This window comes from Streptomyces sp. NPDC051183 (assembly GCF_040682455.1).
Taxonomy (GTDB): Bacteria; Actinomycetota; Actinomycetes; order Streptomycetales; family Streptomycetaceae; genus Streptomyces.
Genome location: NZ_JBFBBA010000007.1, coordinates 103,372 through 129,626, shown reverse-complemented (window position 1 = coordinate 129,626; position 26,255 = coordinate 103,372). Strand labels below are relative to the sequence as shown.

The window sequence follows — 26,255 nt, the reverse complement described above, 5'->3', positions numbered from 1 at the left end:
CCGGTGAGTGCCCCGAGCCGGTGAGTGCCCCGAGCCGGTGAGTGCCCCGAGCCGGTGGGGGCTGCCCGCGCGGACACCTCGTACGGTCAGCCGACCGCCTTCGCCGCGGCGCGCCCGGCGGCGCGGCCCGAGAAGATGCAGCCGCCGAGGAAGGTGCCCTCCAGGGCGCGGTAGCCGTGCACCCCGCCGCCGCCGAAGCCGGCCGCCTCGCCCGCCGCGTACACGCCCGGCAGCGGCTCGCCGTCCGAGGCCAGGACCCGCGAGGACAGGTCGGTCTCCAGTCCGCCCAGGGACTTGCGGGTCAGGATCGAGAGCCGCACCGCGATCAGCGGGCCGGCCGCGGGGTCCAGGATCCGGTGCGGGGCGGCGGTGCGGATCAGCTTGTCGCCGAGGTACTTGCGGGCGCCGTGGATGGCCGTCACCTGGAGGTCCTTGGTGAAGGGGTTGGCGATCTCCCGGTCCCGGGAGACGATCTCGCGGCGCACCGTCTCCTCGTCGAGCAGGTCCTCCTTGGTGATCTCGTTCATCCGGCGGACCAGCGCCGACAGGTCCCGCTCGACGACGAAGTCCGCTCCGTTGTCCATGAACGCCTGCACCGGGCCCGGTACGGCCTGCCGGGCGCGGTCGATGACACCGCGGATCGACTTGCCGGTCAGGTCCGGGTTCTGCTCGGAGCCGGAGAGGCCGAACTCCTTGCCGATGATGCGCTGGTTGAGCACGAACCAGGTGTGGTCGTGGCCCGACTTCATGATGTGGTCGAGGGTTCCGAGGGTGTCGAAGCCCGGGAAGAGCGGTACGGGAAGCCGCTTGCCCGTCGCGTCCAGCCAGAGCGAGGACGGCCCGGGCAGGATGCGGATGCCGTGCCTGGCCCAGATCGGGTCCCAGTTCTCGATGCCCTCGGTGTAGTGCCACATCCGGTCCTTGTTGATGTGGCTGGCGCCGGCCGCCTCCGCGATGCCGAGCATCAGCCCGTCCACGTGCGCCGGGACCCCGGAGAGCATCCGCTTCGGCGGCGTGCCGAGCCGGGCCGGCCACTGGCTGCGCACGAGGTCGTGGTTGCCGCCGATGCCGCCGCTGGTCACGATCACGGCCTGGGCGCGCAGGGAGAAGACCCCGGCGCTCTCGCGGCCGCTCGCGGTTCCCCGTACGGCGTCGGAGGGCTCCAGCACCTCGCCGGTGACGGTGTCCACCGCGCCCGCCGTGCGGGAGAGCCCGGTGACCCGGTGGCGGAACCTCAGCTGGACCAGGCCGCGGGCCACGCCCGCGCGGACGCGCCGCTCGAAGGGCTCCACCAGGCCGGGGCCGGTGCCCCAGGTGATGTGGAAGCGGGGTACGGAGTTGCCGTGGCCGTTGGCGTCGTAGCCGCCGCGCTCGGCCCAGCCGACCACGGGGAAGAAGCGCACGCCCTGCGCGTGCAGCCAGGGGCGCTTCTCGCCGGCCGCGAAGTCGACGTACGCCTCGGCCCAGCGGCGCGGCCAGGCGTCCTGCGGCCGGTCGAAGCCGGCCGTGCCCAGCCAGTCCTGGAGGGCGAGGTCGCGGCTGTCCTTGATCCGCATCCGGCGCTGCTCGGGCGAATCGACGAAGAACAGGCCGCCGAAGGACCAGTGCGCCTGCCCTCCGAGGGACTGCTCGGGCTCCTGGTCGAGCAGGATGACCTTGCGGCCGGCGTCGACGAGTTCGGCGGTGGCCACGAGGCCCGCGAGCCCCGCCCCGATCACGATCACGTCTGCGTCGTACGTCATGCGAAACCCGTCCTCCGTCGGTGGTGGGGCGATCCTTGGCTACGGACCGGTAACCCGTCAACAGGGGTGATTGGATGGATCTCATGAGCGCCGCTGATGAAGTACTGGACGTGGTGGACCGGGACGACCGGGTGACGGGGCAGGCCCCGCGGGGCGAGGTGTACGCGGGCGGGCTGATCCACCGGTGCGTGTTCGTACGGGTGAGGGACGCCGCGGGGCGGACCTTCGTCCACCGCAGGACGGCGTCGAAGCTGGTCTTCCCCTCGTACTACGACATGTTCGTGGGCGGGGTCCTGGGCGCCGGGGAGAGCTACGCGCAGGCCGCGCTGCGGGAGGCGGAGGAGGAGCTGGGCGTGACGGGACTGGCGCAGCCGCAGCCGCTGTTCAAGTTCCTGTACGAGGGCGCGGGCGGGGCCTGGTGGAGCTACGTGCACGAGGTGCGGTGCGAACTCCCGGTCCGGCCGCAGGTCTCGGAGGTGGCGTGGCACGACTGGCTCCCCGCGGCGGAACTGGAGCGGCGGGTGGCGGACGGGCAGTGGGCCTGGGTGCCCGACGGGCTGGAGGCCCACCGGCGGCTGCAAGGGTTCCTGGAGTCGCGCCAGTAGATTGACGGGGTGATCGACTTCGTCAAGGACGTGCGGCTCTGGTTCGCACCCCAGCGGGTGCGGGACGAGGGCGAGACCCCCGACTACCGCTTCTCGCTGGCCAACGAGCGGACCTTCCTGGCCTGGATCCGGACCGCCCTCGCCCTCGTGGGCGGCGGCTTCGCGGTGGACCAGTTCCTGCCCGACCTGCGGTGGGGGGTGCGGGTCGGGATGGCCTTCGCCCTGCTCGCGGTGGGCGCGGCCTGTGCGCTGCGGGCGGTGAACCACTGGGTGCGCTGCGAGCGGGCGATGCGGCGGGGCGAGGACCTGCCGCTGTCCCGGTTCCCGGTGGTGCTGAGCCTGGGGGTGGGGCTGGTCGCGGTGGCGATGGTGGTCGTCGTGCTGCTGGGCTGGACGACGGGCCGGTGAGCACCGGCGCGCACCGCGAGGGCGCCGTCGGCGCGCAGCGCGACGCCGGGTTGCAGCCGGAGCGGACCCGGCTGGCGTGGCGGCGTACGACGCTCGCCTGTTCGGTGACGGCCGTACTGGCGCTGCGGCAGGTGCTGCACGGGTCCGGCTCCTCCCTGGAGGTCATCGGCGCGGCGGGCATCGCCCTGCTCTGGCTGGCCTTCCTGTGGGTGGCGCACCGGCGGATGCGGGCGCTGGCGGCGGACCGGCCCGCGGCGCTGGCGCCGCGGGCGGCACTGGCGGCGGTGGCGTGCACGCTGGCGCTGGCCTCGGTGGCGGTGACGGTCATCGTCTGAGCCGCAGATCGGATGGTCCGGCTTGCACGCGCCCCGGGGAATCGGCGGGAACACGGGGTAGACACAACGGGCGATCCGGGGCAATCCGCACTAGCCTCGGCGCCATGACGACCCTGCACCACGAACACCCCACGCACGAGCACGCGCACGGCCCGGACTGCGGTCACACCCGGGTCGAACACGGCGATCACATCGACTACGCGCACGACGGCCACCTGCACCGCGAGCACTCGGGCCACTGGGACGAGTGCGAGCCCACCGGACACTCCGCCCACGAGGGCCACGAGCACACGCACGGCACGGACTGCGGGCACGAGGCGGTCCGGCACGGCGACCACGTCGACTACGTGCACGACGGGCACCGGCACGCGGCCCACGACGGCCACTACGACGACCACTGAGCCGCCGCTCTCCCCCGCCCGCCCCCACCCGTCCCCGCCTCCCCCTGCGCCCACCCCTCCCCTCCCCCGGCGTCGCCGCGACTGGCAGGATGCCGACCGTCCGTCGAAGCGACCCGGGGAGAGCGCGCATGACCATCGACGACCCGTACCTCGTCCGACCCGCGCCGGGGGTCCACGCCTACGTCCAGCCGGACGGCGGCTGGTGCCTCAACAACGCCGGCTTCGTGAGCGACGGGGGCCGGACGCTGCTCGTCGACACCGCCGCCACCGAACGGCGGGCACTGGCGCTGCGCGACGCGGTCGTCGCGGCCGGAGCGGCGCTGCCCCGCACGGTGGTCAACACCCACCACCACGGCGACCACACCTACGGCAACGGCGTGTTCGCCCCCGAGGCTCTGATACTGGGCCACGACAACGCGCGGGCCGAGCAGCTCGCCGCCGGGCACCAGCTGGAGATGATCTGGCCCGCCACCGACTTCGGCGCGATAGAGATCACGGCACCCACCCTCACCTACAGCGATCGGATGACCCTGCACGTCGGCGAGACGGAGGTACAGGTCATCCACCCCGGCGTGGCGCACACCACCGGGGACTCGGTCGTGTGGCTCCCGCGCCAGCAGGTCGTGTTCACCGGGGACCTGGTCTTCGCCGAGGGCACGCCGTTCCTCGCGATGGGTTCGCTGGCCGGGTCCCTGCGGGCGCTGGAGCTGCTGCGCTCGCTGGGCGCGCAGACCGTCGTACCGGGGCACGGGCCGCTGACCGACCCCTCGGCGTACGAGTCCACCGAGCGCTACCTGCGGTACGTGGACGCCCTCGCCCGGGAGGGCCGGGCGCAGGGGCTGCCCCCGCTGGAGGTGGCGCGCCGGGCCGACCTCGGCGAGTTCGCCGCCTGGCGGGAGAGCGAGCGGCTCGTGGCCAACCTCCACCGGGCGTACTCGGAGCTCGCCGGGGAGCCGGAGGGCGCGGCCCTGGACATCCTGACGGTGCTGCGGGACATGACGGTGATGAACGGCGGGACGCCGATCCTCTGCCACGCCTGACCGGGAGCGGGGCGGGGCGGGAGCGGGGCGGGGCGGGAGCCGGGCGGGGCGGGAGCCGGGCGGGGCGGGAGCCGGGCGGGCCGGGAGCGGGCCGGCCGGAGGAGTTCTTTCGGCCCGCACTCTGGACGGCATACCGACTGGTCGGCATGATGGCTCACGACATCATCGACCCAGTACGGAGGCGCCCGCCATGACCTCAGCCTCAGCCTCGGCACCGACCGGTCCGCGGGGCCTGGATCTGGAGCGGCTGCGCGGCCACCTCGACGCCGCGCGGCCGGGACTCGTGAGCGGGGCGCTGAGCGGCCGGCTGATCGAGGGCGGCCGCTCGAACCTCACGTACGAGATCACCGACGGGACCGCCCGCTGGGTGGTGCGCCGGCCGCCGCTCGGCCACGTACTGGCCACCGCGCACGACATGCGGCGCGAGCACCGGGTCATCGCGGCGCTGCACCCGACCGCCGTGCCGGTGCCCGAGCCGGTGCTGCTCTGCGAGGACGAGTCGGTCCTCGGTGCGCCGTTCTACGTCATGGAGTACGTGGACGGGGTGCCGTACCGGACGGCCGGCCAGCTCGCGGCCCTCGGCCCCGAGCGCACCCGGCGGGCCGTGCTCAGCCTGGTTGACACGCTGGTCGAGCTGCACGCGGTGGACCCCGGGGCGGTGGGCCTGGGCGACTTCGGCCGGCCCGAAGGCTTCCTGGACCGGCAGCTGCGCCGCTGGGGCAAGCAGCTCGCGGCCTCCCGGGGCCGGGAACTGGCGGGCATCGACGAACTGCACGGCGCGCTCGGCCGGGCCCTGCCCGACCCCCCCGCCCCCACGGTGGTGCACGGGGACTTCCGGCTCGACAACGTGCTGATCGGCGCATCCCCGTCCGGTACCGACACCATCCGCGCGGTGCTGGACTGGGAGATGTCCACGCTCGGCGATCCGCTGACGGACCTCGGGCTGCTGGTGATGTACAGCTCCGACCTGGGCCTGACCGAGTCCCCGGTCAGTACGACGAGCGGGGCGCCCGGCCACCCGACGCCCGCCGAGCTCGTCGAGCGGTACGCCGCCCGCTCCGGCCGGGACACCGGGGCTATCGCCTGGTACACGGCCTTCGCCTGGTTCAAGCTCGCGGTGATCCTCGAAGGCATCCACTACCGGTACACGCTCGGGCAGACCGTCGGGGCGGGCTTCGACCGGATCGGCGAGCTGGTCCCGGTCTTCATCGAGCACGGACTGACCACCCTCAAGGACCTTCAGGAAGGCTGAGGCACGCACCCATGGACTTCGCATTCGACGCCCGGACCGAGGAACTCCGCGAGCGGCTCCTCGCGTTCATGGAGGAGTACGTCTACCCGGCGGAACCCGTCGCCGCCGAGCAGCGCGCGCGGCTGGCCTCGCCCTGGGACACCCCGGCCGTCTTCGGTGAACTGAAGGCCGAAGCGCGCCGTCAGGGCCTGTGGAACCTCTTCTTGCCCGATGCCGAGTACGGCGCCGGGCTGACCAACCTCCAGTACGCCCCGCTGGCCGAGATCACCGGCCGCAGCCCGCACCTGGCGCCGACGGCGACCAACTGCGCGGCCCCGGACACGGGGAACATGGAGCTCCTCGCCCAGTTCGCGAGCGAGGAGCAGAAGAAGCAGTGGCTGCATCCGCTGCTGGCGGGCGAGATCCGCTCCGCCTTCGCGATGACCGAGCCCGAGGTGGCCTCCTCGGACGCGACGAACATCGAGACGCGCATCGAGCGCGTCGGCGACGAGTACGTGGTCACCGGACGCAAGTGGTTCATCTCCGGGGCCATGAACCCGGACTGCCGGATCTTCATCGTCATGGGCAAGACCGATCCGGACGGCCCCGACCCGCGCCGCCAGCAGTCGATGGTCCTGGTCCCCCGCGACACCCCGGGCGTGGAGGTGCGCCGGGCGATGACCGTGTACGGGTACGAGGACCACGACCACGGCGGCCACGCCGAGGTGGTCTTCGACGGCGCCCGGGTCCCGGCGGGGAACCTGATCGGCGAGGAGGGCACGGGCTTCGCCATCGCCCAGGCGCGGCTCGGGCCGGGCCGGATCCACCACTGCATGCGGCTGATCGGCATGGCGGAGCGGGCCATCGAGCTGATGTGCCGCCGCGCGGTCGGACGTACCGCCTTCGGCAAGGAGCTGGCCGCGCAGGGCGTCGTGCAGAACTGGATCGCGGACGCCCGGGTCACGGTGGAGCAGCTGCGGCTGCTGGTGCTCAAGACGGCCTGGCTGATGGACACGGTCGGGAACCGGGGGGCGCACACCGAGATCCAGGCCATCAAGATCGCGACCCCGCGGGCCGTCGTACGGATCCTGGACGACGCGGTGCAGCTGCACGGTGCGGGCGGGGTCAGCCAGGACTTCCCGCTGGCCGAGCTGTGGGCGGCGGCGCGGACGCTGCGGCTGGCGGACGGGCCGGACGAAGTGCACCAGCGCTCGCTGGCCCACCGGGAGCTGAAGCGCTACCGCTGACGCGCACGCCGTGGGCAGGGGTGGGGGCAGGGGCTCGGGCCGGGGCTTCGGGGTGGTCTAAACCACCCCGAAGGTCCGATATATTCGGCTTCTCCCCCCACTGAAAGTGCGTACCGTCATGCCCAGCTCCACCCTGGCCCCGCCCGCCACCGCCGCCACCGCCGCCACCCCCGCCGCCACCGTCGCGGAGAGGAGGGCCAACCCCGGCCCGCTCGGGCTGGCCGCGTTCGCCCTCACCACCTTCGTGCTCAGCCTCTTCAACTCGGGGCTGATCTCGAACGCGGCCCTCAGCGCGGTCGTACTGCCGCTGGCCCTCTTCTACGGCGGCCTCGCGCAGTTCGTCGCGGGCGTCCTGGAGTTCCGCCGCGGCAACACCTTCGGCACCACCGCGTTCGTCTCGTACGGCGCGTTCTGGATGTCCTTCGCCGGCTACGTGAAGTTCGTCGTCCCCACCCTGCCCGCCGACCAGGCGCACGTCGCCACCGGCTGGTTCCTCGTGGCCTGGTTCATCTTCACCGCGTACATGTCCATCGCCGCGCTGCGCCTCGACCTCGCGCACCGGGCGCTGTTCATCGTGCTGGCGCTGACCTTCCTCTTCCTCGCGCTCGGCGACCTCGCCGAGACCACCGCCCTGACCCACACCGGCGGCTTCCTCGGCCTGCTGTGCGCGGGCATCGCGTGGTACATCTCCTTCGCCGTCGTGGCGCAGGAGACCTGGGGCCGCAAGGTCCTGCCGCTCGGCTGAGGCCCCGCCCGGGAGGCCCCCGCCGGGGCTACCCGGCGCTCCCTACGGGCGCAGTGCCCGCAGCAGCAGGTCCGCTAGGTGGTCGGCGACCTGCTGCGGCGTGAGCGGGCCGTCCTCCCGGTACCAGGTGGACAGGTGGTGGACCGACCCGAAGTGGTAGTCCACCACCAGGTCGGCCGGGGTGGCCGTGGAGAACACGCCCGTGCGCTGGCCCTCCTCGACCAGTGCCCGGAACCGCTCGTGGTAGCGCCGGCGCTCCGCCCGTACCTGCTTGAACTTCTCCGGGCTCAGCTGGTGCATCGACCGGAAGAAGATCATCGCGTCGTCGAGGTTCTCGATGGTCGTGACGACCACGTCGGCGGCCGCGGCGCGCAGCCGGTCCTCGACCGGGGCATCGGATCCGGCCACCGCGTCCAGCCGCTGCTGCTGGAGGCGCAGCATGCGCGCGTACACCTCGTGCAGCAGGTCGTCCTTGGAGCCGAAGTAGTGGTAGAGAGCTCCCTTGGTGACTCCGGCCGCCTCGACGATCTCCTGTACCGAGGTGCGGTCGTAGCCGCGCTCGGCGAACAGCCTGGTGGCGACGGCAAGCAGCCGCTGCGGTACCGGCGCCTCGTGCGCGGCTTCGGTTTCCGTGGTCCTGGCGGCCATGGCGCTCGCCTTCCCTTCCTTCTTGCGGACGTTCCTGCGTGACGCGGTGCGGACGTACGGCCGTTTTCAGCCGCGCTCGCGCAGTTCCCGTCGCAGGATCTTGCCACTGGTCGTCTTCGGAAGGACAGGCAGGATCTCGACCTGGCGCGGGTATTTGTACGCGGCGATGCGCGCGGCGCAGTACGCGGACAGTTCCGCCGGGTCGGCGGTGGTCCCGGGGCGCAGGCTGACGTACGCCTTCACGCTCTCGCCGCGGTACGGGTCCGGGACCCCGACCACGGCCGCCTCGCGGACGGCGGGGTGGGTGTAGAGCACGTCCTCCACCTCGCGCGGCCAGACCTTGAACCCGGAGGCGTTGATCATGTCCTTCTTGCGGTCCACGACGTAGAGCCAGCCGTCCGGGTCCATGAACCCGACGTCCCCGGTGCGCAGTTCGCCGTCCGGGAAGGCCTTGGCGGTGTCGGCCGGCAGGCCCCAGTAGCCGGGGACCACCTGCGGGCCGCGGACGGCTATCTCGCCGGTCTCGCCGAAGGGCACCTCGGCGCCGCTCTCGTCCAGGATCCGTACGAGGGTGTCGGCGCCGGGCAGCCCCACCGAGAGGGTGCCGGAGGCGGGGTCGACGGGCGCCTCGCGGTGCGCGGGGACCGAGGCGCAGGGGGCGGTGCACTCGGTGAGGCCGTAGCCGTTGCGCAGGTAGAAGCCGAAGGCGGCGCGCAGGCGTTCCACGAGTGCGGGCGGGAGCGGGGCCCCGCCGGAGGAGACGACCTGGAACGAGGAGAAGTGGCCGGGGGTGACGGCGGGGTGGGCGGCGAGGGCCATGAAGGCGGTGGCCGGGCCGATGGTGTAGGCGGGACGGTGTTCGAGGAAGGCGTCGAGGACGACGCCCGCGTCGAAGCGGTTGGCGAGGACGAGGGTGCCGGCGTTGGTGAGGCAGGCGGTGAGCTCGCAGACCATGCCGGTGATGTGGAAGAGCGGGGCGAGCGCGAAATAGGCGGCGCCCTCGGGCAGGGGGTGGCCGGCGACCTGCCGGGCGGCGTTGTGGGTGAGGGCGCCGTGCGGGTTCATGGCGCCCTTGGGGGCGCCGCTGGTCCCCGAGGTGTAGCTGATGAGGGCGGTGTCGGCGGCGGTGAGCCCCGGGTCCGGCGGGGCGGGGTGGCCCCGGCGGGCCACGGCACCGAGATCGGCGGCGCGCCCTGCGGGCAGGGGGGCCGGCTCCGGCGGGGGCGCGGTGGGGGCGCCGAGGACGCGGGGGTCGTCGCGGGTCTGGAAGTCGCGGTCCGAGGCGGTCAGGGTGACCCGTACGCCCGTCCCGCGGGCGGCCTCGGCGAGGTACGCCGACCAGGCGCCGCGCTCGCAGACCAGCGCGGCGGCGCCCGAGTCGCGCAGGACGTGCCCGACCTCCAGCGACTTGTACATCGGGTTGAGCGGGACGACGACCGCCCCGGCCTTCCAGGCGGCCAGGACGGCGAGCACGAAGTGCGGGGTGTTCTGGAGCATGACCGCGACCCGGTCGCCGCGGCCGATGCCGTGCGCGGCGAGGTGGCCCGCGACGGAGTCGGAGAGCGCGTCGGCCTCGGCGTAGCCGATCCGGCCGTCGAAGTAGGCCAGCGCGGTGCGCCCGGGGGCGCGGGACACGGCGTCGCGGAAGGCCTGCAGCACGCTGGGCGCCGGGGAGATCGGCGCCCGCTGGGCCGGGCTGAGCCGGGCGACCCAGGGCTTGGCGGCGTACCGCGAGGGCGGGGTGCGGCCTTGCGTCAACGCGACTCCCATTTCTGCTGGAGGTGGTTCATGCCGCTCAGCCAGCGGTCCGGCTCGGTCGCGCGGGCGGCGTAGAAGTCCGCGACCTCGGGGTGCGGGAGGATCAAGAACCGGCCCTTCTCCATGCCGTCGAACAGTGCGGACGCGACCGCTTCCGGCTCGATCGCGGTCGGCGCGAGGACCAGCTCGCCCGCCGAACCCGCGGCGGTGAGCATGTCGGTGCGCACTCCCTGCGGGCAGATGGCGTGGACCTGGACACCGCGGTGGCGGTAGGTCAGCGAGAGCCATTCCGCGAAGGCCAGCGCGCCGTGCTTGGTGACACTGTACGGCGCCGCTCCGATCATGGTCAGCAGCCCTGCGGCCGAGACGGTGGACACGAAGCGGCCGCTCCCCCGCTCCAGCCAGTCCGGCAGCAGCAGCCTGGCCGCGCGCACGTGGGCCATGACGTTGGTGTCCCAGGCGGCCTCCCAGACGGACTCGTCCGCGAACGCGTCGCCGCCGGAGGCGAGTCCGGCGTTGGCGCAGTAGACGTCGACCGTGCCGCCCAGCGCCGCACGGGCCTCGGCCACGATCGCCGAGGCGTCGCCGGGCACCGCGACGGCCCGTGCGCCGATCGCGTCCGCGACGGCCGCGGCCTTGGCGGGGTCGAGGTCGTTGACCACGACCGTGGCCCCCTCGGCGGCGAAGCGGTGGGCGAGGGCGGCGCCGATGCCGCCTCCCGCGCCGGTGACGACGACTCGCTGGTCCTGGAACGCGCTCACGGGATTCACCTTTCACCGCCGACTGATGCCCGGCAGACTAACCAGTCGGTATGTGCCTGTGGAAGGGGTCCTGCGCCTAGCTTGACGGGATGACTCTGTCGCGACGGGGGTTGCTGGGGCTGGCCGGGGCCGTGGGTGCGGTGGGGGCCGCGGGGGTGGCCGGCGCCGCCGAGCCGGTGGCGGTGGCGGTGGCGGCCGCGGACCGGGTGCGGACCGGGTTCGAGCAGCTCGCCGCGGACGGGTACCGCGTGCTCGCCGGACAGAAGGTCGGGGTGGTCACCAACCCCACCGGGATCACCGCCGACGCCCGCCACATCGTCGACGTACTGCATGCGGACCCGCGGGTGGACCTGGTCGCGGTGTTCGGGCCCGAGCACGGCTTCCGCGGGACCGCGCAGGCGGGCGGCTCGGAGGGCGCGGGGCGGGATCCGGCGACCGGGCTGCCCGTGTACGACACGTACGACAAGAGCGGGCAGCGGCTCGCGGACGTGTTCACGGCGGCCGGGGTCGACACCGTCGTCTTCGACATCCAGGACGTCGGCGCCCGCTTCTACACCTACATCTGGACCCTCTACGACTGCATGCGCGCGGCCGCGCTGGCCGGCAAGGCGGTGGTGGTGCTCGACCGGCCGAACCCGGCGGGCGGGCGGCGGGCCGCGGGGCCGGTGCTGCAGCGCCCGTACGCGAGCTTCGTGGGCAGGGAGCCCGTCGCGCTCGCTCACGGGATGACGGCGGGCGAGCTGGCCCTGCTCTTCAACGGGGAGTTCCTGGCCGCGAACCCGCCCCGGCTCCGGGTGGTGCGGATGTCCGGCTGGCGGCGGGAGTCGTTCTTCGGGGCGACCGGGCTGCCGTGGGTGCCGCCGAGTCCGAACATGCCGACGCCGGACACGGCCCTCGCGTACGCCGGGACCTGCCTGTTCGAGGGGACCAACCTGTCCGAGGGGCGCGGGACGACCACGCCCTTCGAGGTGCTGGGCGCGGAGGGCCTCGACCGGCGGTGGGCGGGGGCGGCGAACGGGCTGGGGCTGGGCGGGGTGTGGTTCCGGGAGGCGTACTTCACTCCGTCCTTCTCCAAGTACGCCGGGAAGGTGTGCGGCGGGGTCCGGCTCATCGTGCACGACCGGGAGGCCTTCGACCCGGTACGGGCCGGGATCGGCCTGCTGGTCACCGCGCGGCGCGCGTGGAGCGGCTTCGGCTGGCGCGCGGACCAGTGGATCGACCGGCTGACCGGCTCGGACCGGGTGCGGCAGATGGTGGACGCGGGGGCCGGGGTGGAGGAGATCGCGGGCGACTGGGCGGCGGAGCTGGCGCGGTTCGAGGCGGTGCGGGGGCGGTACCTCTTGTACTGAGTCCGCGGCGGGTGCGTGGCCGCGGTCCGCGGCGGATGCGTAACCGCGGTCGGCGGCAGGGCAGTGGCGGCGGTCGGCGGCGGGTCGATGGCAGGGTCGGCGGCAGGGCAGTGGCGGCGGGGCAGTGGCGGCGGGCCGATGCCAGGGTTGGCCGCAGGGCAGTGGCGGCGGTCGGCGGCGGGGGCAGCGGCCGGGTCCGCGGTGGGGTCCGTGGCGGGTCCGCGACGGCGGTCGGCGGCGGGGTCGTGGAGGCGGTCCGCCGCGGGTCGACGGCGGTCCGCGGCGTGGTCGGCGGCGGTCCGCGGCGCGTTCGACGGCGATCCGCGGCGCGTTCGGCGGCGGTCCTGCGGTGGAGTCCGCGGCCGGGGCTGCGACTGACCGTGCCGCAGGTCTGGCCGGGCGGGCGCGGTCGCAGGATGCTGGCTCCGCTGGAGGCGTACGCGTGAGCGCGGAGGGGGACGTCGTGGCGGACATCGGTACGGACATGGGTGCGGGTGCGGCTGGGGGGCGTGCGCATGCGGGTGCGCATGCGGTCGGCGGGGCGGCCATCGGCGTCGGGCCGTACGCGGAGCTGGTCTTCGACGCCGACGGGGACCCGGACCGGGGCGCGCGGGAGGCGCTCTCGCGCATCGAGGCCACCGATCTGCTGGTCTTCGCGCACGGCTGGAACACCGACCCGTCCACCGCGACCCGGCTCTTCGACCGGTTCTTCGCCCCCTTCCCGGGACTGGTGGGCTCAGGGGTGCGCCTGGGGTACGTGGGGGTCGTGTGGCCCTCGATCCGCTTCTCCGACGAGCCGATACCCGACTTCGACGCCCCGGGCGCCCTCGCGGAGCCGGGCTACGGTCCGGCCCTGGACCCTCGTACCCGGGAGGCGCTCGGGGCCTTCTGGCCGCACCGGCCTGCGGAGCTGGACCGGGTCGCCGAACTGCTGGAGGAGCGGCCGGAGTCGGAGGCCGCCTTCACCGAATTCGGGGCTCTGGTACGGGAGCTGGCCGGGGTGGACGCGGTCGCCACGGCCATCGCCCCGGCCGTGCCGATGATCTTCACCGCGGACGTCCTGGAGGTGTGCCGGGCCCTCACCGAAGCCCTGGCCGAGGCAGGCGCCGCACTGCCCGAGGGGCCCTCCGTACCGGGATTCTCGGTCGGCGGGGGCCTGCGGAAACTGTGGAGCGGCGCCAAGGAGCTGCTGCGCCAGGCGACGTACTACCAGATGAAGGCGCGCGCGGGGGTGGTCGGCGAGCGCGGTCTCGGCCCGGTGCTCGCGGAGCTGGCCGGCCACCGTCCGGCGCTGCGGATCCATCTGGTCGGGCACAGCTTCGGCGCCCGGGTGGTGTCCTTCTCGCTGCGCGCGGTGCCGGACGGGATGCGGAACGTGAAGTCCCTGACCCTGCTCCAGGGCGCCTTCTCCCACTACGCGTTCGCCGACAGCCTGCCCCACGCCAGAGGTCGCGGCGGCGCCCTGCGCGGGCTGCAGGGCAGGGTCGACGGACCGGTGGCCGCCTGCCATTCCCCGCACGACTCGGCGCTCAAGGTCTTCTACCCGCTGGCCTCCCGGATGGCGGGTGATTCGGCCGGACTCCTGGGCTTCGACGAGCGGTGGGGCGCGATCGGGCACGACGGGGTCCAGGCGGTGCCGGGCGCGCCGCGGCTGACCTTGGACGCGGTGCTGCGCGAGGGGCTGCCGGCGGCCGGATGCGTCAGTGTGGACGCGGGCTCGGTCGTCCGGCGCGGCGGCGCGCCCTCGGGGGCGCACAGCGATATCTGCCACGAGGAGCTGGCCCGGGTGGTGGTTGCGGCGGGGCGCATGGGGCGCTGAATTCCGGCCATGTGCCACCCGCACGCCTCGACCGCCCCCGCATGCGCCCACACCCGGCAGGGCATGTTGGGCACATCAAGGTACGCGATGGGGCGCGGGCGCGGCGCACGGCGGAGGTGAAGGTGTGATGGCAGGTTTCCGGAGTCTGGCCTACCAGGTACGGGACGCGCGCAACGACCGCGCCCTGCGGCGCCATTCGCTGCGCCGCTGCCTGGAGCGGTTCGCCCCGTACGGGCACCGGGCGACCTGGTGGCACCTGTGCGACCGGCACGGGATCGCCCCCGAGGACCGGGCGGCCGATCCGCAGCGGCTGGTCGCCGCGCTGGAGGAGTTGGAAGAGGCGCGGGCGGTCTGGCTGGAGTACGAGCGCCAGTTCGCGGAGCGGCGCCGGCGGGAGAAGCACGACGGGCTGCGCCGGCCGGAGTGGGCGTGGGGCGGGAGCGGGGACGCGGTCGTGCGGTGCGCGGATCCGGGGGTGCGGCCGGAGGGGACGCTGGGCGAGGTGCTGCGAAGACTGGTGGCCGCACTGGAGTCGACGCCGGGGACGGCGTGCCCGGTGTGCGGGGAGCAGGAGTTGCACTGGCCGTCGGCCGCGGGTGCCGGGGGCGGGCCCTGGGCGGGCGCGTGGGCCTGGGACGGGCCGCTGTGCGCGGGCTGCGGGATCGTCGTGCCGAGGCCGGCGCTGACCGAGTCGGCTCTGGGCGATTCGGCTCTGGGCGATTCGGCTCTGGGCGATTCGGCTCTGGGCGATTCGGCTCTGGGCGGCCCGTCCGGGGCGGACTCGGCGGCGGGGGCCGCCGCGTGAGCGTGCGGCGGCTGCTGGTGTCACTGAACGGGGCGCGGGGCGCCGCCGACGGGGCGGCCGTGCCGATGTCCCCCGAGGATGTGGTGGAGTCGGCGCTCGGGGCGGTCGCCGCCGGGGCCGGGGAGGTGCTGGTGCACCCCAGGACCCCGTGCGGGCGGGAGAGCCTGTCGGCGCGGGTGGTGGGACCGGTGCTGGAGGCACTGCGGGGTGCGGGGTGCGGCGTACCGGTCTGCGTGGCCGCGAGCATCGCCGCCGAGCCCGATCCGGCGGAGCGCCTGGCACGGGTCCGTTCCTGGACGGTGCTGCCCGACCGGGCGGAGGTGCGGTTCGCGGAGCCGGGGGCGCGGGAGCTGGCGGAGGCCCTGCTGGCGCGGGGGGTCGCGGTGGACGCGATGGTTCCGCTGGGCGGGGAGGCCGGGCAGGAGCCGCTGGCGCGCTTCCTGGCCTGGCCGGTACGGAGCCACGCGCCGGTCCGGGGCCGAGTCCCGGAAGGGGCCCGCGCCCGGGTCCGCCTCGCCGTCGAGCTGGCGGCCGCGGACCCGGGGCTGGTGCGGGGGATGCAGTGGCTGCCCCCGGTGGCGGTGCTGCTGTACGGGCGGGGGGAGGCCGCCTGGCCGGTCCTGCGGATGGCCGCGCGGTACGGGCGGGACGCGCGGACCGGCGTGGGCGACGTACTGCACCTGCCGGACGGGCGCCCGGCGCGGTCCAATGCCGAACTGGTCGCGGCGGCCCTCGCGGAGACGGCCGCCGCGACCGCGGCTCCGGCTCCTTCTCCGGCCCCGGGATCCGGCCCTAGAGGCGCGAGCCGGTGAGGCGGGCGCCGAAGGCGTCGTCGGGGTTGGACAGCGCGCAGTTCTCCAGCGAGAGGCAGCCGCAGGCGATGCAGTCCGTCAAGTGGTCGCGCAGGCGGCCCAGCTGGGAGATGCGCTGATCGAGCTCGGTGCGCCAGGCCTCGGAAAGCCGGGCCCAGTCCTCGCGGTTGGGGGTGCGGCCCTCGGGGAGCTGGGCGAGTGCGTCGCGGATGCTGGCGAGCGGGATGCCCACGCGCTGGGCGGCGCGCACGAAGGCCACCCGGCGCAGCGCGTCGCGGGTGTAGCGGCGCTGGTTGCCGGAGGTGCGGCGGCTGCTGATCAGGCCCTTGGTCTCGTAGAAGTGGAGCGCGGAGACGGCCGCGCCGCTGCGGGCGGACAGCTGGCCGACGGTCAGTTCGTGGACTTTCTCGGGAATCTGCGGCACAGCGCCGAGCCTAGTCGGCCCCGATCGGGTCCGTTGACAGATACATGCGGCCCCAGCATGCTGAGCAAGCGCTTATTCGTCTGGGAAAGGGAGCCGGTATGGCCGAGCCGAGGATCTTCACGTCCGCCGAGGAGCTGCGCGCCGGGATCGGCGAGCCGCTCGGCCCGAGCGGCTGGCTCGAAGTGGACCAGAAGCGCATCGACCTCTTCGCGGACGCCACCGGCGACCACCAGTGGATCCACGTGGACCCGGAGCGGGCGGCGGACGGACCCTTCGGCTCCACCATCGCGCACGGCTACCTCACGCTGTCGCTGCTGCCGAGCCTGGTGCCGCAGATCATGCGGGTCGAGGGCATGAAGATGGGCATCAACTACGGCGTGAACAAGGTGCGTTTCCCGGCCCCGGTGCCGGTGGGCTCGCGGCTGCGCTCCACCGCGGTGATCACCGAGGTGACGGAGGCGGGCGGCGGCGTGCAGGTGGCCGCCACGGTCACGGTCGAGATCGAGGGCGGCGACAAGCCGGTGTGCGTCGCGGAGTCGGTGTCCCGGTACTACTTCTGAGGGCTCGGGCGCGAGCCCACCATGCGGAGCACGAGGTCGGCGTAGAGCGCGCCGACCTCGTCGGGCGTGCGCTGTCCGGCCACGTTGAACCAGCGGGCCACGTCGATGCACAGGGACAGTACGGCGAGGGTGGTGCCGGGCACGTTCGGGACGTCGAACTCCCCCGCCTCGACCCCGTCGGAGATGATGCGGCGCACGGCGGCGTCGCTCTGCCGGCGCAGTGCCACGATTTCGGAGCGGTGCTCCGGACCGAGAGCATCGAGCTCGTACTGGACCACGCGCGCGGTGGTGTGATGTGCCGCGTGCCACCGCACGAAGGAGCGGACGGCCTCGTCGAGGCGCTCGGCCGCGGTCCCGGACCCGGAAGCCGCCGTCTCCAGGATCTCCAGGGCCTTGTCGTGGCCGATCCGGCTGATCCGGTGGAGCAGTTCTTCCTTGGTCTTGTAGTGGATGTAGAGCGCGGCCGGGCTCATGCCGGCCCGCCCGGCGATGTCACGCGTGGTGGTCGCGTGGTACCCGCGCTCGGCGAAGGCGTCGACGGCGGCGACCAGCAGCCGCCGCGCGGCGTCGGGGGTGACCTGCGACCACGGCTGACTGCCGTCGGCCGTCTCCTCCGCGCTGTCCATCGCCACTCACCCTCTCCGCCCTGTAGGACTGAACAGACTACCGGAGGGTGAGCAAGCGCTTAGCGCTCTTGCGGGGAGGGCTTCGGCGAGAAGGGGTCGTACTCCGTCATGATCTTCTCCATCCGGGCCTGGTCGACGCGGCTGACGATCTGGGTGACCTCCTGGCGGTCGCGGATCACCTTGGCGAGGGTGAAGGCCGAGGTGGTCAGGTACAGGACCGCGATCCCGAGGAAGGCGCGCACCCAGGCGTCGGCCTCCAGGTTGTAGATCCCCAGGGCCACGGCACCGAGGGCGATGCCGAAGGAGGCGACGGCCTGGCCGTAGTACGCCCCCGTGTTCTGCTGCTTGACCGGTGTCTCGTTCATGGCCCCAGCATCCGGCGGGGTGTGCCGGGTCACATCCGCGCACGTACTCACGTACGTACTCAGAATGCGGAAACCCCGGTGCGGGCGCGGCCGATCAACAGCTTCTGGATCTGGCTCGTGCCCTCGTACAGGGTCATCACCCGGGCGTCGCGCAGGAGTTTGCCCGCCGGGTACTCGTCGATGTAGCCGTACCCGCCGTGCACCTGGAGGGCGTTGCTCGCGGCGCGCACGGCCGCCTCGGAGGCGAAGAGCTTGGCGGTCGAGGACTCGGTGGCGAAGGGCAGGCCGCGGTCGATGAGGTCGGCGACGCGCCAGGTGAGCAGCCGCGCGGCGTCCACGTCGACCGAGATGTCCGCGATCAGCTCCTGCACCAGCTGGTGGTGGGCGATGGGCTTGCCGAACTGCTCGCGCTGCCCCGCGTACGAGACGGCCGCGTCGAGCGCCGCCTGCGCGATGCCTACGCAGCCGGCGGCGACCGACATCCGGCCCTTGGCCAGTGCGGACATGGCCACCGAGAAGCCCTTGCCCTCGGGGCCGAGCATCGCGGAGGCGGGGACGCGGACGCCGTCGAGGGCGAGTTCGGCGGTGGCCTGGCCGCGCAGGCCGAGCTTCCCGTGGATCTCGCAGCGGGTCAGGCCGGGGGCATCGGTGGGGACGAGGAAGGCGGAGACGCCGCGGTGGCCGGGCTCGCCGCCGGTGCGGGCGAAGAGCAGCACCACGTCGGCCCAGGTGCCGTTGGTGATGAACATCTTGCTGCCGCTGATGACGTACGAGTCCCCGTCGCGCACGGCCCGGGTGGTGAGGCTGCCCGCGTCGGAACCGGTGCCGGGCTCGGTGAGGCCGAAGCAGCCGAGCGCCTCGCCGGAGCACAGGCGCGGCAGCCAGGCCCGCTTCTGCTCCTCGGTGCCCCAGGCGGCGACGGTCTTGGCGACCAGGCCGAGGGAGACGGACACGATCCCGCGCACGGCGGAGTCGCCGCGGCCGAGTTCCTCGGTGACCAGGACGTAGGCGAGGTGGTCGCCGCCGGAGCCGCCGTACTGCTCGGGGACGGTCAGGCCCAGGAAGCCCAGGTCGCCCAGCTTCTTCACGATGGCCCGGTCCACGCTCTCGGCGCGGTCCCACTCGGCGGCGTACGGGGCGATCTCGCGCTCGGCGAACTCGCGGGCGAGCCGCCGTACGGCGCTCTGCTCCTCGCTCAGCTCCAGGTTCACCGGGCACCTCCGGGGCGGGGTCGGGGCTTGGTCAGGACGATCCGGGGCCATTAACTAGCACCGGTAGTTTATGCCGGGCAGGCCCTACTATGTGGCGCATGGCCAGACCGCGCAAGCCCCTCCTCAGCAGAGACCGCATCGTCGAGGCGGCGGGTTCGCTCGTGGATGCGGAGGGGCTGGAGGCGGTGTCGACGCGGCGGCTCGCCGCCGCACTGGGGGTCAGCGGGCCCTCGCTGTACAACCACTTCCGCACCAAGGACGAGATCCTGGAGGCGGTCGCCGACGCGGTGAGCGCCCGGGTCGACTTGTCGATGTTCGACGGCGCCCGGGATTGGCGGACCGCGCTGCACGACTGGGCGCACTCGTACCGGGACGCCCTGGCCGACCACCCGAACATCGTGCCGGTACTGGCGCGCGGGCCGGGCCGGCGGCCGGCCGGACTACGGGTGGCGGACGCGGTGTTCGGCGCGATGACGGCGGCCGGGTGGCCGCCCGCTCAGGCGACCCGGATCGGCGCGCTGATGCGGTACTTCATCCTGGGCTCGGCGGTGGCCTCGTTCGCCGGGGGTTTCGTGGACGACGAGACGGCCTACGACCCGTCGGACTACCCGCACCTGGGCCAGGCCCACCTCCTGGCGGAGCGCCGCCGGGAGGTGGACGAGGGGGCCTTCGAAACGGGCCTGGCGGCCCTGCTGGACGGACTGGCGCTGCAGTACGCGGCGTTGCCGGACACCGCCTGACGGCGGCGCCCGGCGCGGCGGTTACTCAGAAGCGGTTACTCAGAAGCGGCTGCTCAGAGGCGGCTGCTCAGAAGACGACCAGCGAGCGGCCGCCCTTGCCGGCGAGCATGGCCTCGAAGGCAGCCGGTATCCCGTCGAGGGTGATGCGGTCGGTGACCATGGCACCGAGGTCGAGACGGCCGGCGCGGACGTGCTCGGCGATCACCGGGAGGTCGCGGGCCGGATCGCTGTTGCCGTAGACGCAGCCGGTGAGTGTGCGGGCGAAGTGGAAGATCTCCAACGCGTGGAAGGTGACCTGCTGGTCCTTGCCGCCGATGCCGACGACCGTGGTGCGGCCGCCGCGGCGGGTGGACTCCCAGGCCCCGCGGATGGTCTCGGCCCGGCCCACGCACTCGACGGCGACGTCCGCGCCCCGGCCGCCGGTGAGCGCGCGGATCTGCTTGGCGGTGGTGTCGGAGGCGAGCACGAACTCGGTGGCCCCGGCCGCTCGGGCCAGTTCCTCCTTGGCCGGGGAGACGTCCACGGCGACGATCGGGCCCGTCGTCGCGATGCGGGCGGCCTGGAGGGCGGCCAGGCCCACTCCCCCGACACCGAAGACGGCCACCGACTCGCCCGGGCGGACCTGGGCGCTGTGGTGGACGGCCCCGTAGCCGGTCAGGACGGCGCAGCCGAGCAGGGCGGCTTCCGCCAGCGGGATCCCGGCGGGGGCGGGCAGGACACAGTTCGCCGCGACGACGGTCTCCTCGGCGAAGGCGGCGACGTTCAGCCCGGGGTGCAGTTCGGTGCCCTGCACGTCGTGCGCGTGGACGGCGCCGACGCCGGTGAGGGCCTTGGCGCAGAGCCAGACCTCGCCGATCGAGCAGTGGTGGCATTCCCCGCAGGACGGGGCCCAGTTGAGCACGACCCCGTCGCCGGGGGCGACGTGCGTGACCCCCGCGCCCACGGCCAGCACCGTGCCCGCGCCCTCGTGGCCGAGGACGGCGGGGACGGGGACGCGCATGGTGCCGTTGGTGAGGGAGAGGTCGGAGTGGCAGACCCCGGCGGCGGCGAGCCGGACGCGGACCTGCCCCGGGCCGGGGTCGGGCAGCACGATCTCCCGTATCTCCAGCGGAGCTCCGACGGCGGGCAGGATGGCGGCGCGGACCATGGTCGTCGTCTCCGTCTTCAGAACTGCAGGGACTTGGTCTGGAGGTACTCGGCCAGGCCGTGCGGGCCCAGTTCGCGGCCGACGCCCGACTGCTTGTAGCCGCCGAAGGGCGCGAGCGGGTTGAACCGGCCGCCGTTGATGTCCACCTGGCCGGTGTCCATGCGGCGCGCGAAAGCCACGGCCGTCTCCTCGTCGGCCGCCCAGACGGCTCCGCCGAGCCCGTACACGGTGCCGTTGGCGATGCGCAGGGCCTCGTCCTGGTCCTCGTACGGGAGGATCGACAGCACGGGGCCGAAGATCTCCTCCTGGGCGATGGTCATCTCGGGGGTGACGTCGGCGAACACGGTCGGCGCGATGAAGTACCCGTGCTCGTGCGGCGCCTCGGGGCCGCCCGCGACGAGGCGCGCGCCCTCCTCGACGCCCTTGGCGATGAAGCCGCGCACGCGGTCGCGCTGCTTGGCGTTGATCACCGGGCCGAGGCGGGTGCCCGGGTCCCGCGGGTCGCCGGAGGGGTACTTGGCGACCGCGGCGGCCGCGAGCGCGACGGCCTCCTCGTACTGGTCCCGGTGGACGAGCATGCGGGTGAGCGCGTTGCAGCTCTGGCCGGAGTTGTTCATGACGTGGCCCACGCCTGTCGCGACGGCCTTGGCGAGGTCGGCGCCGGGCAGGATGACATTGGCCGATTTGCCACCCAGTTCGAGGGCGACCCGCTTCACGGCGGCGCCGGCCGTGGCGCCGATCTGCCTGCCGACCGCGGTGGAGCCGGTGAAGGAGACCAGGTCGACTCCCTCGTGCGCGGCCAGCGCCTGGCCGGCGACCGGGCCGGTGCCGGTCACCAGGTTGAAGACCCCGGCCGGGATCCCCGCCTCGTGCACGGCTTCGGCGAAGAGCTGTGCGGTCAGCGGGGTGTCCTCGGCCGGCTTGAGGACGAGGGTGCAGCCGGCGGCGAGAGCGGGCGCCACCTTTGCAACGATCTGGTGCAGCGGGTAGTTCCAGGGCGTGATGGCTCCGACTACGCCGACCGGTTCCAGCAGCACGGTCGAGTTCCCGATCCGCTCCTCGAAGGCGTACGAGGCCCCGAGCTCGGCGAACGAGGAGGCCACCGCGATCGGCGCCCCGACGTGGACCATCTCCGAGAATCCCAGCGGGGAGCCCAGCTCGGCGGTGACCGTCTCGGCGATCTCGCTCTTGCGGGCGACCAGTACGTCGCGCAGGGCCCCGATCAGGGCGGCCCGCTCGGCCGGAGCCGTGGCCGCCCAGCCGGGCAGGGCCGCACGGGCGGCCCGTACGGCCGCGTCGACGTCGTCGGCGGTGCCGGCCGGGACCCCGGCGATGACCTGCTCGTCGGCCGGGTTCACGACCTCGATGCGGTCGCGTCCGGCGGCGGGCCGCCACTCGCCGCCGATGTACATCCCGTCGTGGGCCTTCATGGCACTCCTCCCGAGCACGCGCGAGCGCGTAGACCTGACACGGACCGGCCCGTATCACCCGGACCTCGCGAACACCCTACAAACTAGCGCCGGTAGTTTTGCGGCCGCCAGAGGCCGCCGGGGTCAGATGATGCCGAAAAGCATCCCTGCCGCGAGGACGACCAGAGAGGTCAGCGCCGCCCATTTCACCGTGAAGCGGGTGTGGTCGCCGAACTCGACCTTGGCCATGCCGACGAGCACGTAGACGGCCGGAACCAGCGGGCTGGACATGTGCAGGGCCTGGCCGACCAGGGAGGCGCGGGCGATCTCCAGCGGGGAGACGCCGTGCGCGGCGCCCGCCTCGGCGAGGACGGGCAGGACGCCGAAGTAGAAGCCGTCGTTGGACATGAAGTAGGTGAGGGGCAGGCTCAGCAGGCCGGTGACGAGGGCCATGTGCGGGCCCATGGCGTCGGGGACGGCGCCGACGAGCCAGTCGGCCATGTGCTTGACCATGCCGGTGCCGGTGAGGACGCCGGTGAAGACGGCCGCGGCGAAGACCATGCCGGCGACGTTCAGGACGTTGTCGGCGTGGGCGGCGATCCGGGCCTTCTGGTCGGGCATGTGGGGGAAGTTGACGGTGAGGGCGAGGGCGGCGCCGAGCAGGAAGAGCACCGGGATGGGGAGCAGCTCCATGATCATCGCGGTGAGGAGGGTCACGGTGAGGGCCGCGTTGAACCAGTAGAGCCGCGGGCGGAGGGTGGAGCGGTTCGGGTCGAGGCCCTGGAAGCCGTCACCGTCACCGTCACCGTCGGGGCCGGTGGCGGTGGGGGCGGTGGCGGTGGCGGTGGGGGCAGTGGCGGTGGCAGTGGGGGCGGTGTCGGCGGATCCGGAACCCGCACCCGCACCTGCTCCGGCACCCGCTCCGGCGCCTCCTCCGGCGGCGACCAGCTCGGGCTCGGCGTCCGCCGGGAGCGCGAGGGTGCCGACGCGGCGGCGTTCCTTCAGCCCGAGGACGTAGGCGAGGACGAAGACGAAGAGCAGACCGGCCGCGAGGGCCGGGATCATCGGTACGAAGATGTCGGCCGCGTCGAGCTTGAGGGCGGTGGCGGCCCGTGCCGTGGGGCCGCCCCAGGGCAGGGTGTTCATCACGCCGTTGGCGGTGGCGGCCACGCCCGTCATGACCACGAGGCTCATGCCGAGCCGCTTGTAGAGCGGGTACATGGCGGAGACGGTGATCATGAACGTGGTCGATCCGTCGCCATCCAGCGAGACGATGGCGGCGAGGACGGCGGTGCCGACCACGACCCGCATCGGGTCGGCCTTGCAGAACCGCAGGATGCCGCGCACGATCGGGTCGAAGAGACCGACGTCGATCATCACGCCGAAGTACACGATGGCGAACATCAGCATGGCGGCGGTCGGCGCGAGTTTGCCGACGCCTTCGATGACGTAGTCGCCCAGGTGCGCACCCCGCCCGGCGAGCACGCAGAAGAGCGCGGGGATGAGGACGAGCGCCGCGATGGGCGACAGTTTCTTCATCATGATCAGGACCAGGAAGGTCGCGATCATGGCGAATCCGAGGAAGGTCAGCATGCAGGGAACGTAGGTGTCGCCTCCTGGCGTCAACAAGACGTATGCGCGTGAGCAATACGAGCAAAACCCCAGCTCAGGGCATGGGTGTCAGAACGACGGGGAATCCGTTGAGCACCGCCGTGCCGGAGAGCGGGTCGAGCAGGGTGCCGTCGAGGAGCTGGTTGACGTTGACGCCGGGCGAGGCGGCGGCCACCGAGAGCCGGACCCCTTCCCGGTCGTGGCCCCAGCCGTGCGGAAGGCTCACCACACCCGTGCGGACGGCGTCCGTGATCTCCACGGGCACCTCCAGGCTGCCGCCGTCGGCGGTGACCCGGGCGCGGCCGCCGTCGGCGAGGCCGAGCCGCCCCGCGTCCGCCGGATGGACCTGAAGGGTGCACCGGTTGGAACCTCCGACCAGGGCCGGGACGTTGTGCAACCAGCTGTTGTTGGACCGCAGATGGCGGCGGCCCACGAGCACCAGGGCGGCGGGGCGGTCGGCGAGCGCCGCGCGCAGCCTGGGGAGCTCGGCCGCGATCGGTTCCGGCAGCAGCTCGATCCTGCCGCTGCGCGTCCTGAGCACGCCCGGGAGCCGGGACCTCAGCGGGCCCAGGTCGATGCCGTGCGGCCGGGCGAGCAGCCGCTCCAGGCTGAGCCCCGGCTCGTCGGCGCCCTCGCCCGCGCCGAACCGGTCCCCGTACGGCCCCAGTCGGAGCATCAGGTCGAGGCGGCGCTCCGGGCCGCTCTCGCCCGTCAGGAGCCCGGCGAGGCGCGCCGGGTCCTGGCCGTGCAGCGGCGAGCCCGGATCGGCGGTCTCCTTGCCGAGGGCGGCCTGGATGGCGAGTTCGTCCACGGCGGCGGGGCCCGCGGTGCCGTGCATGCCGGAGACGGCGAGCACGAGGCGGGCGTGGATCTCGCACTCGTCGAGCCGGCCCGCGTCCAGGGGCACGGCGGGGCGGGTGTAGCGCACCTGGTTGCGGATGGCGAAGGCATTGAAGGCGAAGTCGTGGTGCGCGCTCTGCGAGGGCGGCGGCGGGGGCAGCACGACGTGGGCGTGGCGCGAGGTCTCGTTGAGGTACGGGTCGATGCTGACCATGAAGTCGAGCCCGGCCAGGGCCGCGTCGAGGCGCTGTCCGTCGGGGGCGGACAGCACCGGGTTCGCCGCGATGGAGATCAGGGCGCGGATCCGCCCGGCCCCCGGGGTCTCGATCTCCTCGGCCAGGGCGGCGATGGGGAGTTCGGCCTTGGCCTCGGGGTGTCCGCTGACGCGGCTGTGCCAGCGGCCGAGGTTGAACCCCTTGCCGGGTCCCGCGGTACGGGGCCGCGGGCCGGTTGCGGGGAGCGGAAAGAGGGCCCCGCCCGGCCGGTCGAGGTTGCCGGTGAGGATGTTCAGTACGTCGACGAGCCAGCTCGCGAGGGTGCCGTACTCCACGGTGCAGCTGCCGATCCGCCCGTACACGGCGGCGGTCGGCGCGGCCGCGAGTTCGCGGGCGAGATCGCGGATCTCGGCGGCCGTGAGGTCGCAGGCGGGGGCGACGGCCTCAGGAGTGAAACTCTCCAGCGCCTCGGCGAGTTCCCCGAATCCCCCGGTCTGTTCCCGCAGTTCCGCGGGGTCGGCGAGCCGCTCCTCGATCAGGGTGTGCGCGAGGGCGGCCAGCAGCAGTGCGTCACTGCCAGGGCGCGGCGCGAGGTGCCGGTCGGCCAGCTTGGCGGTGCGGGTGCGGCGCGGGTCGACGACCACGAGCGTGCCGCCGCGGGCGCGCAGCGCCTTGAGCCGGCCGGGGAAGTCGGGGGCGGTGCACAGGGAGCCGTTGGACTCGACCGGGTTGGCGCCGAGGAGCAGCAGGAAGTCGGTGCGGTCGAGGTCGGGCACCGGGATGGCGAAGGGGTCCCCGAAGAGCAGCCCGCTGGAGACGTGCTTGGGCATCTGGTCGAGGGTGCTGGCGGTGAACAGGTTGCGGGTGCCGAGGGCCTTGAGGAGCAGCGGCGGGTAGAGGTGGCCGGCCATGGTGTGGGTGTTCGGGTTGCCGAGGACGACGCCGACCGACTGGGCCCCGTGCTCCCGCACGAGGGCGGGTACGGCCGCGGCGATGGCGTCGTAGGCCTCCTCCCAGGTCGCTTCGCGCAGGCGGCCGTCCCGGCGTACGAGTGGGGTGCGCAGCCGGTCCGGGTCGGCGTCGAGCGCACCGAAGGCCGCGCCCTTGGGGCAGATGAACCCCTGACTGAAGACGTCCTCCCGGTCGCCGCGGGCTCCGGTGACGGCGGTGCCTTCGATGGTGAGGGTGAGGCCGCAGGTGGCTTCACAGAGGGGGCAGATGCGCAGGGCGGTGCGGGGCATGGGCCCTCCATGGACGGCAGGCTGCGACACGGGCACGCGGGAGCACCGAGCATACCGACCGGTAGGCACGCCGGGGAGACCCCTACGGCACGAACCCGCGCGGGCGGCGGGCGACGGCACCGCGGGCCCAGGCCGGGCCGCGCCGCGGTTGCGGGTGCGG

26 protein-coding genes are annotated in these 26,255 nt (G+C 73.6%); 14 read left to right on the top strand and 12 right to left on the bottom strand.

Annotated elements, in window-relative coordinates; translation table 11 throughout:
• Positions 1-86: 86 nt before the first annotated feature.
• Positions 87-1,742 carry an FAD-binding dehydrogenase gene (locus AB0M99_RS08405; RefSeq protein WP_365917928.1) on the bottom strand — a complete coding sequence of 552 codons (1,656 nt, stop codon included), beginning with the start codon at positions 1,740-1,742 and terminating at the stop codon, positions 87-89.
• Positions 1,743-1,825: 83 nt separating this feature from the next.
• Here AB0M99_RS08405 and AB0M99_RS08400 point away from each other — a divergent pair, with 83 nt between their 5' ends.
• The 8 genes from AB0M99_RS08400 (at position 1,826) to AB0M99_RS08365 (ending at position 7,754) form a co-directional block, all read left to right on the top strand.
• Positions 1,826-2,347 carry an NUDIX domain-containing protein gene (locus tag AB0M99_RS08400; protein ID WP_365917926.1) on the top strand — a complete coding sequence of 174 codons (522 nt, stop codon included), beginning with the start codon at positions 1,826-1,828 and terminating at the stop codon, positions 2,345-2,347.
• A gap of 9 nt (positions 2,348-2,356) precedes the next feature.
• Entirely contained in the window at positions 2,357-2,755 is a 399-nt protein-coding gene (locus AB0M99_RS08395; RefSeq protein WP_365917924.1) for a DUF202 domain-containing protein, read from the top strand.
• Complete coding sequence (locus AB0M99_RS08390; protein ID WP_365917922.1) at positions 2,752-3,090, top strand: DUF202 domain-containing protein; 339 nt, start codon at positions 2,752-2,754, stop codon at positions 3,088-3,090. Before AB0M99_RS08395 ends, AB0M99_RS08390 begins: the two co-directional genes overlap by 4 nt.
• Before the next feature lie 104 nt (positions 3,091-3,194).
• Positions 3,195-3,491 carry a hypothetical protein gene (locus AB0M99_RS08385; protein WP_365917920.1) on the top strand — a complete coding sequence of 99 codons (297 nt, stop codon included), beginning with the start codon at positions 3,195-3,197 and terminating at the stop codon, positions 3,489-3,491.
• Positions 3,492-3,619: 128 nt separating this feature from the next.
• Positions 3,620-4,531 carry an MBL fold metallo-hydrolase gene (locus AB0M99_RS08380; RefSeq protein ID WP_365917918.1) on the top strand — a complete coding sequence of 304 codons (912 nt, stop codon included), beginning with the start codon at positions 3,620-3,622 and terminating at the stop codon, positions 4,529-4,531.
• 190 nt (positions 4,532-4,721) lie between these two features.
• Positions 4,722-5,783, top strand: coding sequence for a phosphotransferase family protein (locus AB0M99_RS08375; RefSeq protein WP_365917916.1), 1,062 nt, complete (start codon positions 4,722-4,724; stop codon positions 5,781-5,783).
• An 11-nt stretch (positions 5,784-5,794) separates the two neighbouring features.
• Complete coding sequence (locus AB0M99_RS08370) at positions 5,795-7,009, top strand: acyl-CoA dehydrogenase family protein (protein ID WP_365917914.1); 1,215 nt, start codon at positions 5,795-5,797, stop codon at positions 7,007-7,009.
• A 118-nt stretch (positions 7,010-7,127) separates the two neighbouring features.
• Positions 7,128-7,754 carry an acetate uptake transporter gene (locus tag AB0M99_RS08365; RefSeq protein WP_365917912.1) on the top strand — a complete coding sequence of 209 codons (627 nt, stop codon included), beginning with the start codon at positions 7,128-7,130 and terminating at the stop codon, positions 7,752-7,754.
• 42 nt (positions 7,755-7,796) lie between these two features.
• Here AB0M99_RS08365 and AB0M99_RS08360 read toward each other — a convergent pair whose 3' ends face one another.
• From AB0M99_RS08360 to AB0M99_RS08350, 3 genes are all read right to left on the bottom strand, one after another.
• On the bottom strand, positions 7,797-8,402 hold the full coding sequence (locus AB0M99_RS08360; protein ID WP_365917910.1) for a TetR/AcrR family transcriptional regulator: 606 nt from the start codon (positions 8,400-8,402) through the stop codon (positions 7,797-7,799).
• 66 nt (positions 8,403-8,468) lie between these two features.
• Positions 8,469-10,160 (bottom strand): AMP-binding protein, encoded by a 1,692-nt coding sequence (locus AB0M99_RS08355; RefSeq protein WP_365917908.1) that lies wholly within the window; start codon positions 10,158-10,160, stop codon positions 8,469-8,471.
• Positions 10,157-10,930, bottom strand: a complete 774-nt coding sequence (locus AB0M99_RS08350; RefSeq protein WP_365917906.1) for an SDR family oxidoreductase — start codon at positions 10,928-10,930, stop codon at positions 10,157-10,159. Before AB0M99_RS08350 ends, AB0M99_RS08355 begins: the two co-directional genes overlap by 4 nt.
• An 80-nt stretch (positions 10,931-11,010) precedes the next feature.
• Here AB0M99_RS08350 and AB0M99_RS08345 point away from each other — a divergent pair, with 80 nt between their 5' ends.
• The 4 genes from AB0M99_RS08345 (at position 11,011) to AB0M99_RS08330 (ending at position 15,706) form a co-directional block, all read left to right on the top strand.
• Entirely contained in the window at positions 11,011-12,270 is a 1,260-nt protein-coding gene (locus AB0M99_RS08345; RefSeq protein ID WP_365917904.1) for a DUF1343 domain-containing protein, read from the top strand.
• Between the two features lie 442 nt (positions 12,271-12,712).
• On the top strand, positions 12,713-14,089 hold the full coding sequence (locus AB0M99_RS08340; protein ID WP_365917902.1) for a serine-threonine protein kinase: 1,377 nt from the start codon (positions 12,713-12,715) through the stop codon (positions 14,087-14,089).
• Positions 14,090-14,216: 127 nt separating this feature from the next.
• A complete protein-coding gene (locus AB0M99_RS08335; protein ID WP_365917900.1) occupies positions 14,217-14,894 on the top strand; it encodes a hypothetical protein in 678 nt (225 codons plus the stop codon).
• Positions 14,891-15,706: a 3-keto-5-aminohexanoate cleavage protein gene (locus tag AB0M99_RS08330; protein WP_365917898.1), complete on the top strand. Its 816-nt coding sequence runs from the start codon at positions 14,891-14,893 to the stop codon at positions 15,704-15,706. Before AB0M99_RS08335 ends, AB0M99_RS08330 begins: the two co-directional genes overlap by 4 nt.
• Here AB0M99_RS08330 and soxR read toward each other — a convergent pair.
• A complete protein-coding gene (gene soxR / locus AB0M99_RS08325; protein WP_365917896.1) occupies positions 15,687-16,130 on the bottom strand; it encodes a redox-sensitive transcriptional activator SoxR in 444 nt (147 codons plus the stop codon). The genes AB0M99_RS08330 and soxR overlap by 20 nt on opposite strands.
• A gap of 98 nt (positions 16,131-16,228) precedes the next feature.
• On the opposite strand from soxR, the gene AB0M99_RS08320 reads away from it, so the two are divergent.
• The gene (locus tag AB0M99_RS08320) at positions 16,229-16,690 is read left to right on the top strand and encodes a MaoC family dehydratase (RefSeq protein ID WP_365917894.1); all 462 of its coding nucleotides are present in this window, start codon (positions 16,229-16,231) and stop codon (positions 16,688-16,690) included.
• Here the strand turns inward: AB0M99_RS08320 and AB0M99_RS08315 are convergent.
• The 3 genes from AB0M99_RS08315 to AB0M99_RS08305 are packed head-to-tail and all read right to left on the bottom strand — an operon-like array spanning position 16,681 to position 18,892.
• Complete coding sequence (locus AB0M99_RS08315; protein WP_365917892.1) at positions 16,681-17,316, bottom strand: TetR/AcrR family transcriptional regulator; 636 nt, start codon at positions 17,314-17,316, stop codon at positions 16,681-16,683. The two genes, AB0M99_RS08320 and AB0M99_RS08315, sit on opposite strands and share 10 nt — an antisense overlap.
• Positions 17,317-17,375: 59 nt before the next feature.
• Positions 17,376-17,681, bottom strand: coding sequence for a YiaA/YiaB family inner membrane protein (locus AB0M99_RS08310; protein ID WP_365917890.1), 306 nt, complete (start codon positions 17,679-17,681; stop codon positions 17,376-17,378).
• A gap of 59 nt (positions 17,682-17,740) precedes the next feature.
• The gene (locus tag AB0M99_RS08305) at positions 17,741-18,892 is read right to left on the bottom strand and encodes an acyl-CoA dehydrogenase family protein (RefSeq protein ID WP_365917888.1); all 1,152 of its coding nucleotides are present in this window, start codon (positions 18,890-18,892) and stop codon (positions 17,741-17,743) included.
• A 98-nt stretch (positions 18,893-18,990) separates the two neighbouring features.
• On the opposite strand from AB0M99_RS08305, the gene AB0M99_RS08300 reads away from it, so the two are divergent.
• Positions 18,991-19,632 carry a TetR/AcrR family transcriptional regulator C-terminal domain-containing protein gene (locus AB0M99_RS08300; protein ID WP_365917886.1) on the top strand — a complete coding sequence of 214 codons (642 nt, stop codon included), beginning with the start codon at positions 18,991-18,993 and terminating at the stop codon, positions 19,630-19,632.
• A 67-nt stretch (positions 19,633-19,699) separates the two neighbouring features.
• Here the strand turns inward: AB0M99_RS08300 and AB0M99_RS08295 are convergent, their stop codons facing one another.
• From AB0M99_RS08295 to AB0M99_RS08280, 4 genes are all read right to left on the bottom strand, one after another.
• The gene (locus AB0M99_RS08295) at positions 19,700-20,779 is read right to left on the bottom strand and encodes a Zn-dependent alcohol dehydrogenase (protein WP_365917884.1); all 1,080 of its coding nucleotides are present in this window, start codon (positions 20,777-20,779) and stop codon (positions 19,700-19,702) included.
• A 17-nt stretch (positions 20,780-20,796) separates the two neighbouring features.
• Positions 20,797-22,209: an aldehyde dehydrogenase family protein gene (locus tag AB0M99_RS08290; protein ID WP_365917882.1), complete on the bottom strand. Its 1,413-nt coding sequence runs from the start codon at positions 22,207-22,209 to the stop codon at positions 20,797-20,799.
• A 123-nt stretch (positions 22,210-22,332) separates the two neighbouring features.
• Positions 22,333-23,781, bottom strand: coding sequence for a citrate:proton symporter (locus AB0M99_RS08285; RefSeq protein WP_365917880.1), 1,449 nt, complete (start codon positions 23,779-23,781; stop codon positions 22,333-22,335).
• 73 nt (positions 23,782-23,854) lie between these two features.
• Positions 23,855-26,095 (bottom strand): molybdopterin oxidoreductase family protein, encoded by a 2,241-nt coding sequence (locus AB0M99_RS08280; RefSeq protein WP_365917878.1) that lies wholly within the window; start codon positions 26,093-26,095, stop codon positions 23,855-23,857.
• Positions 26,096-26,255 lie beyond the last annotated feature (160 nt).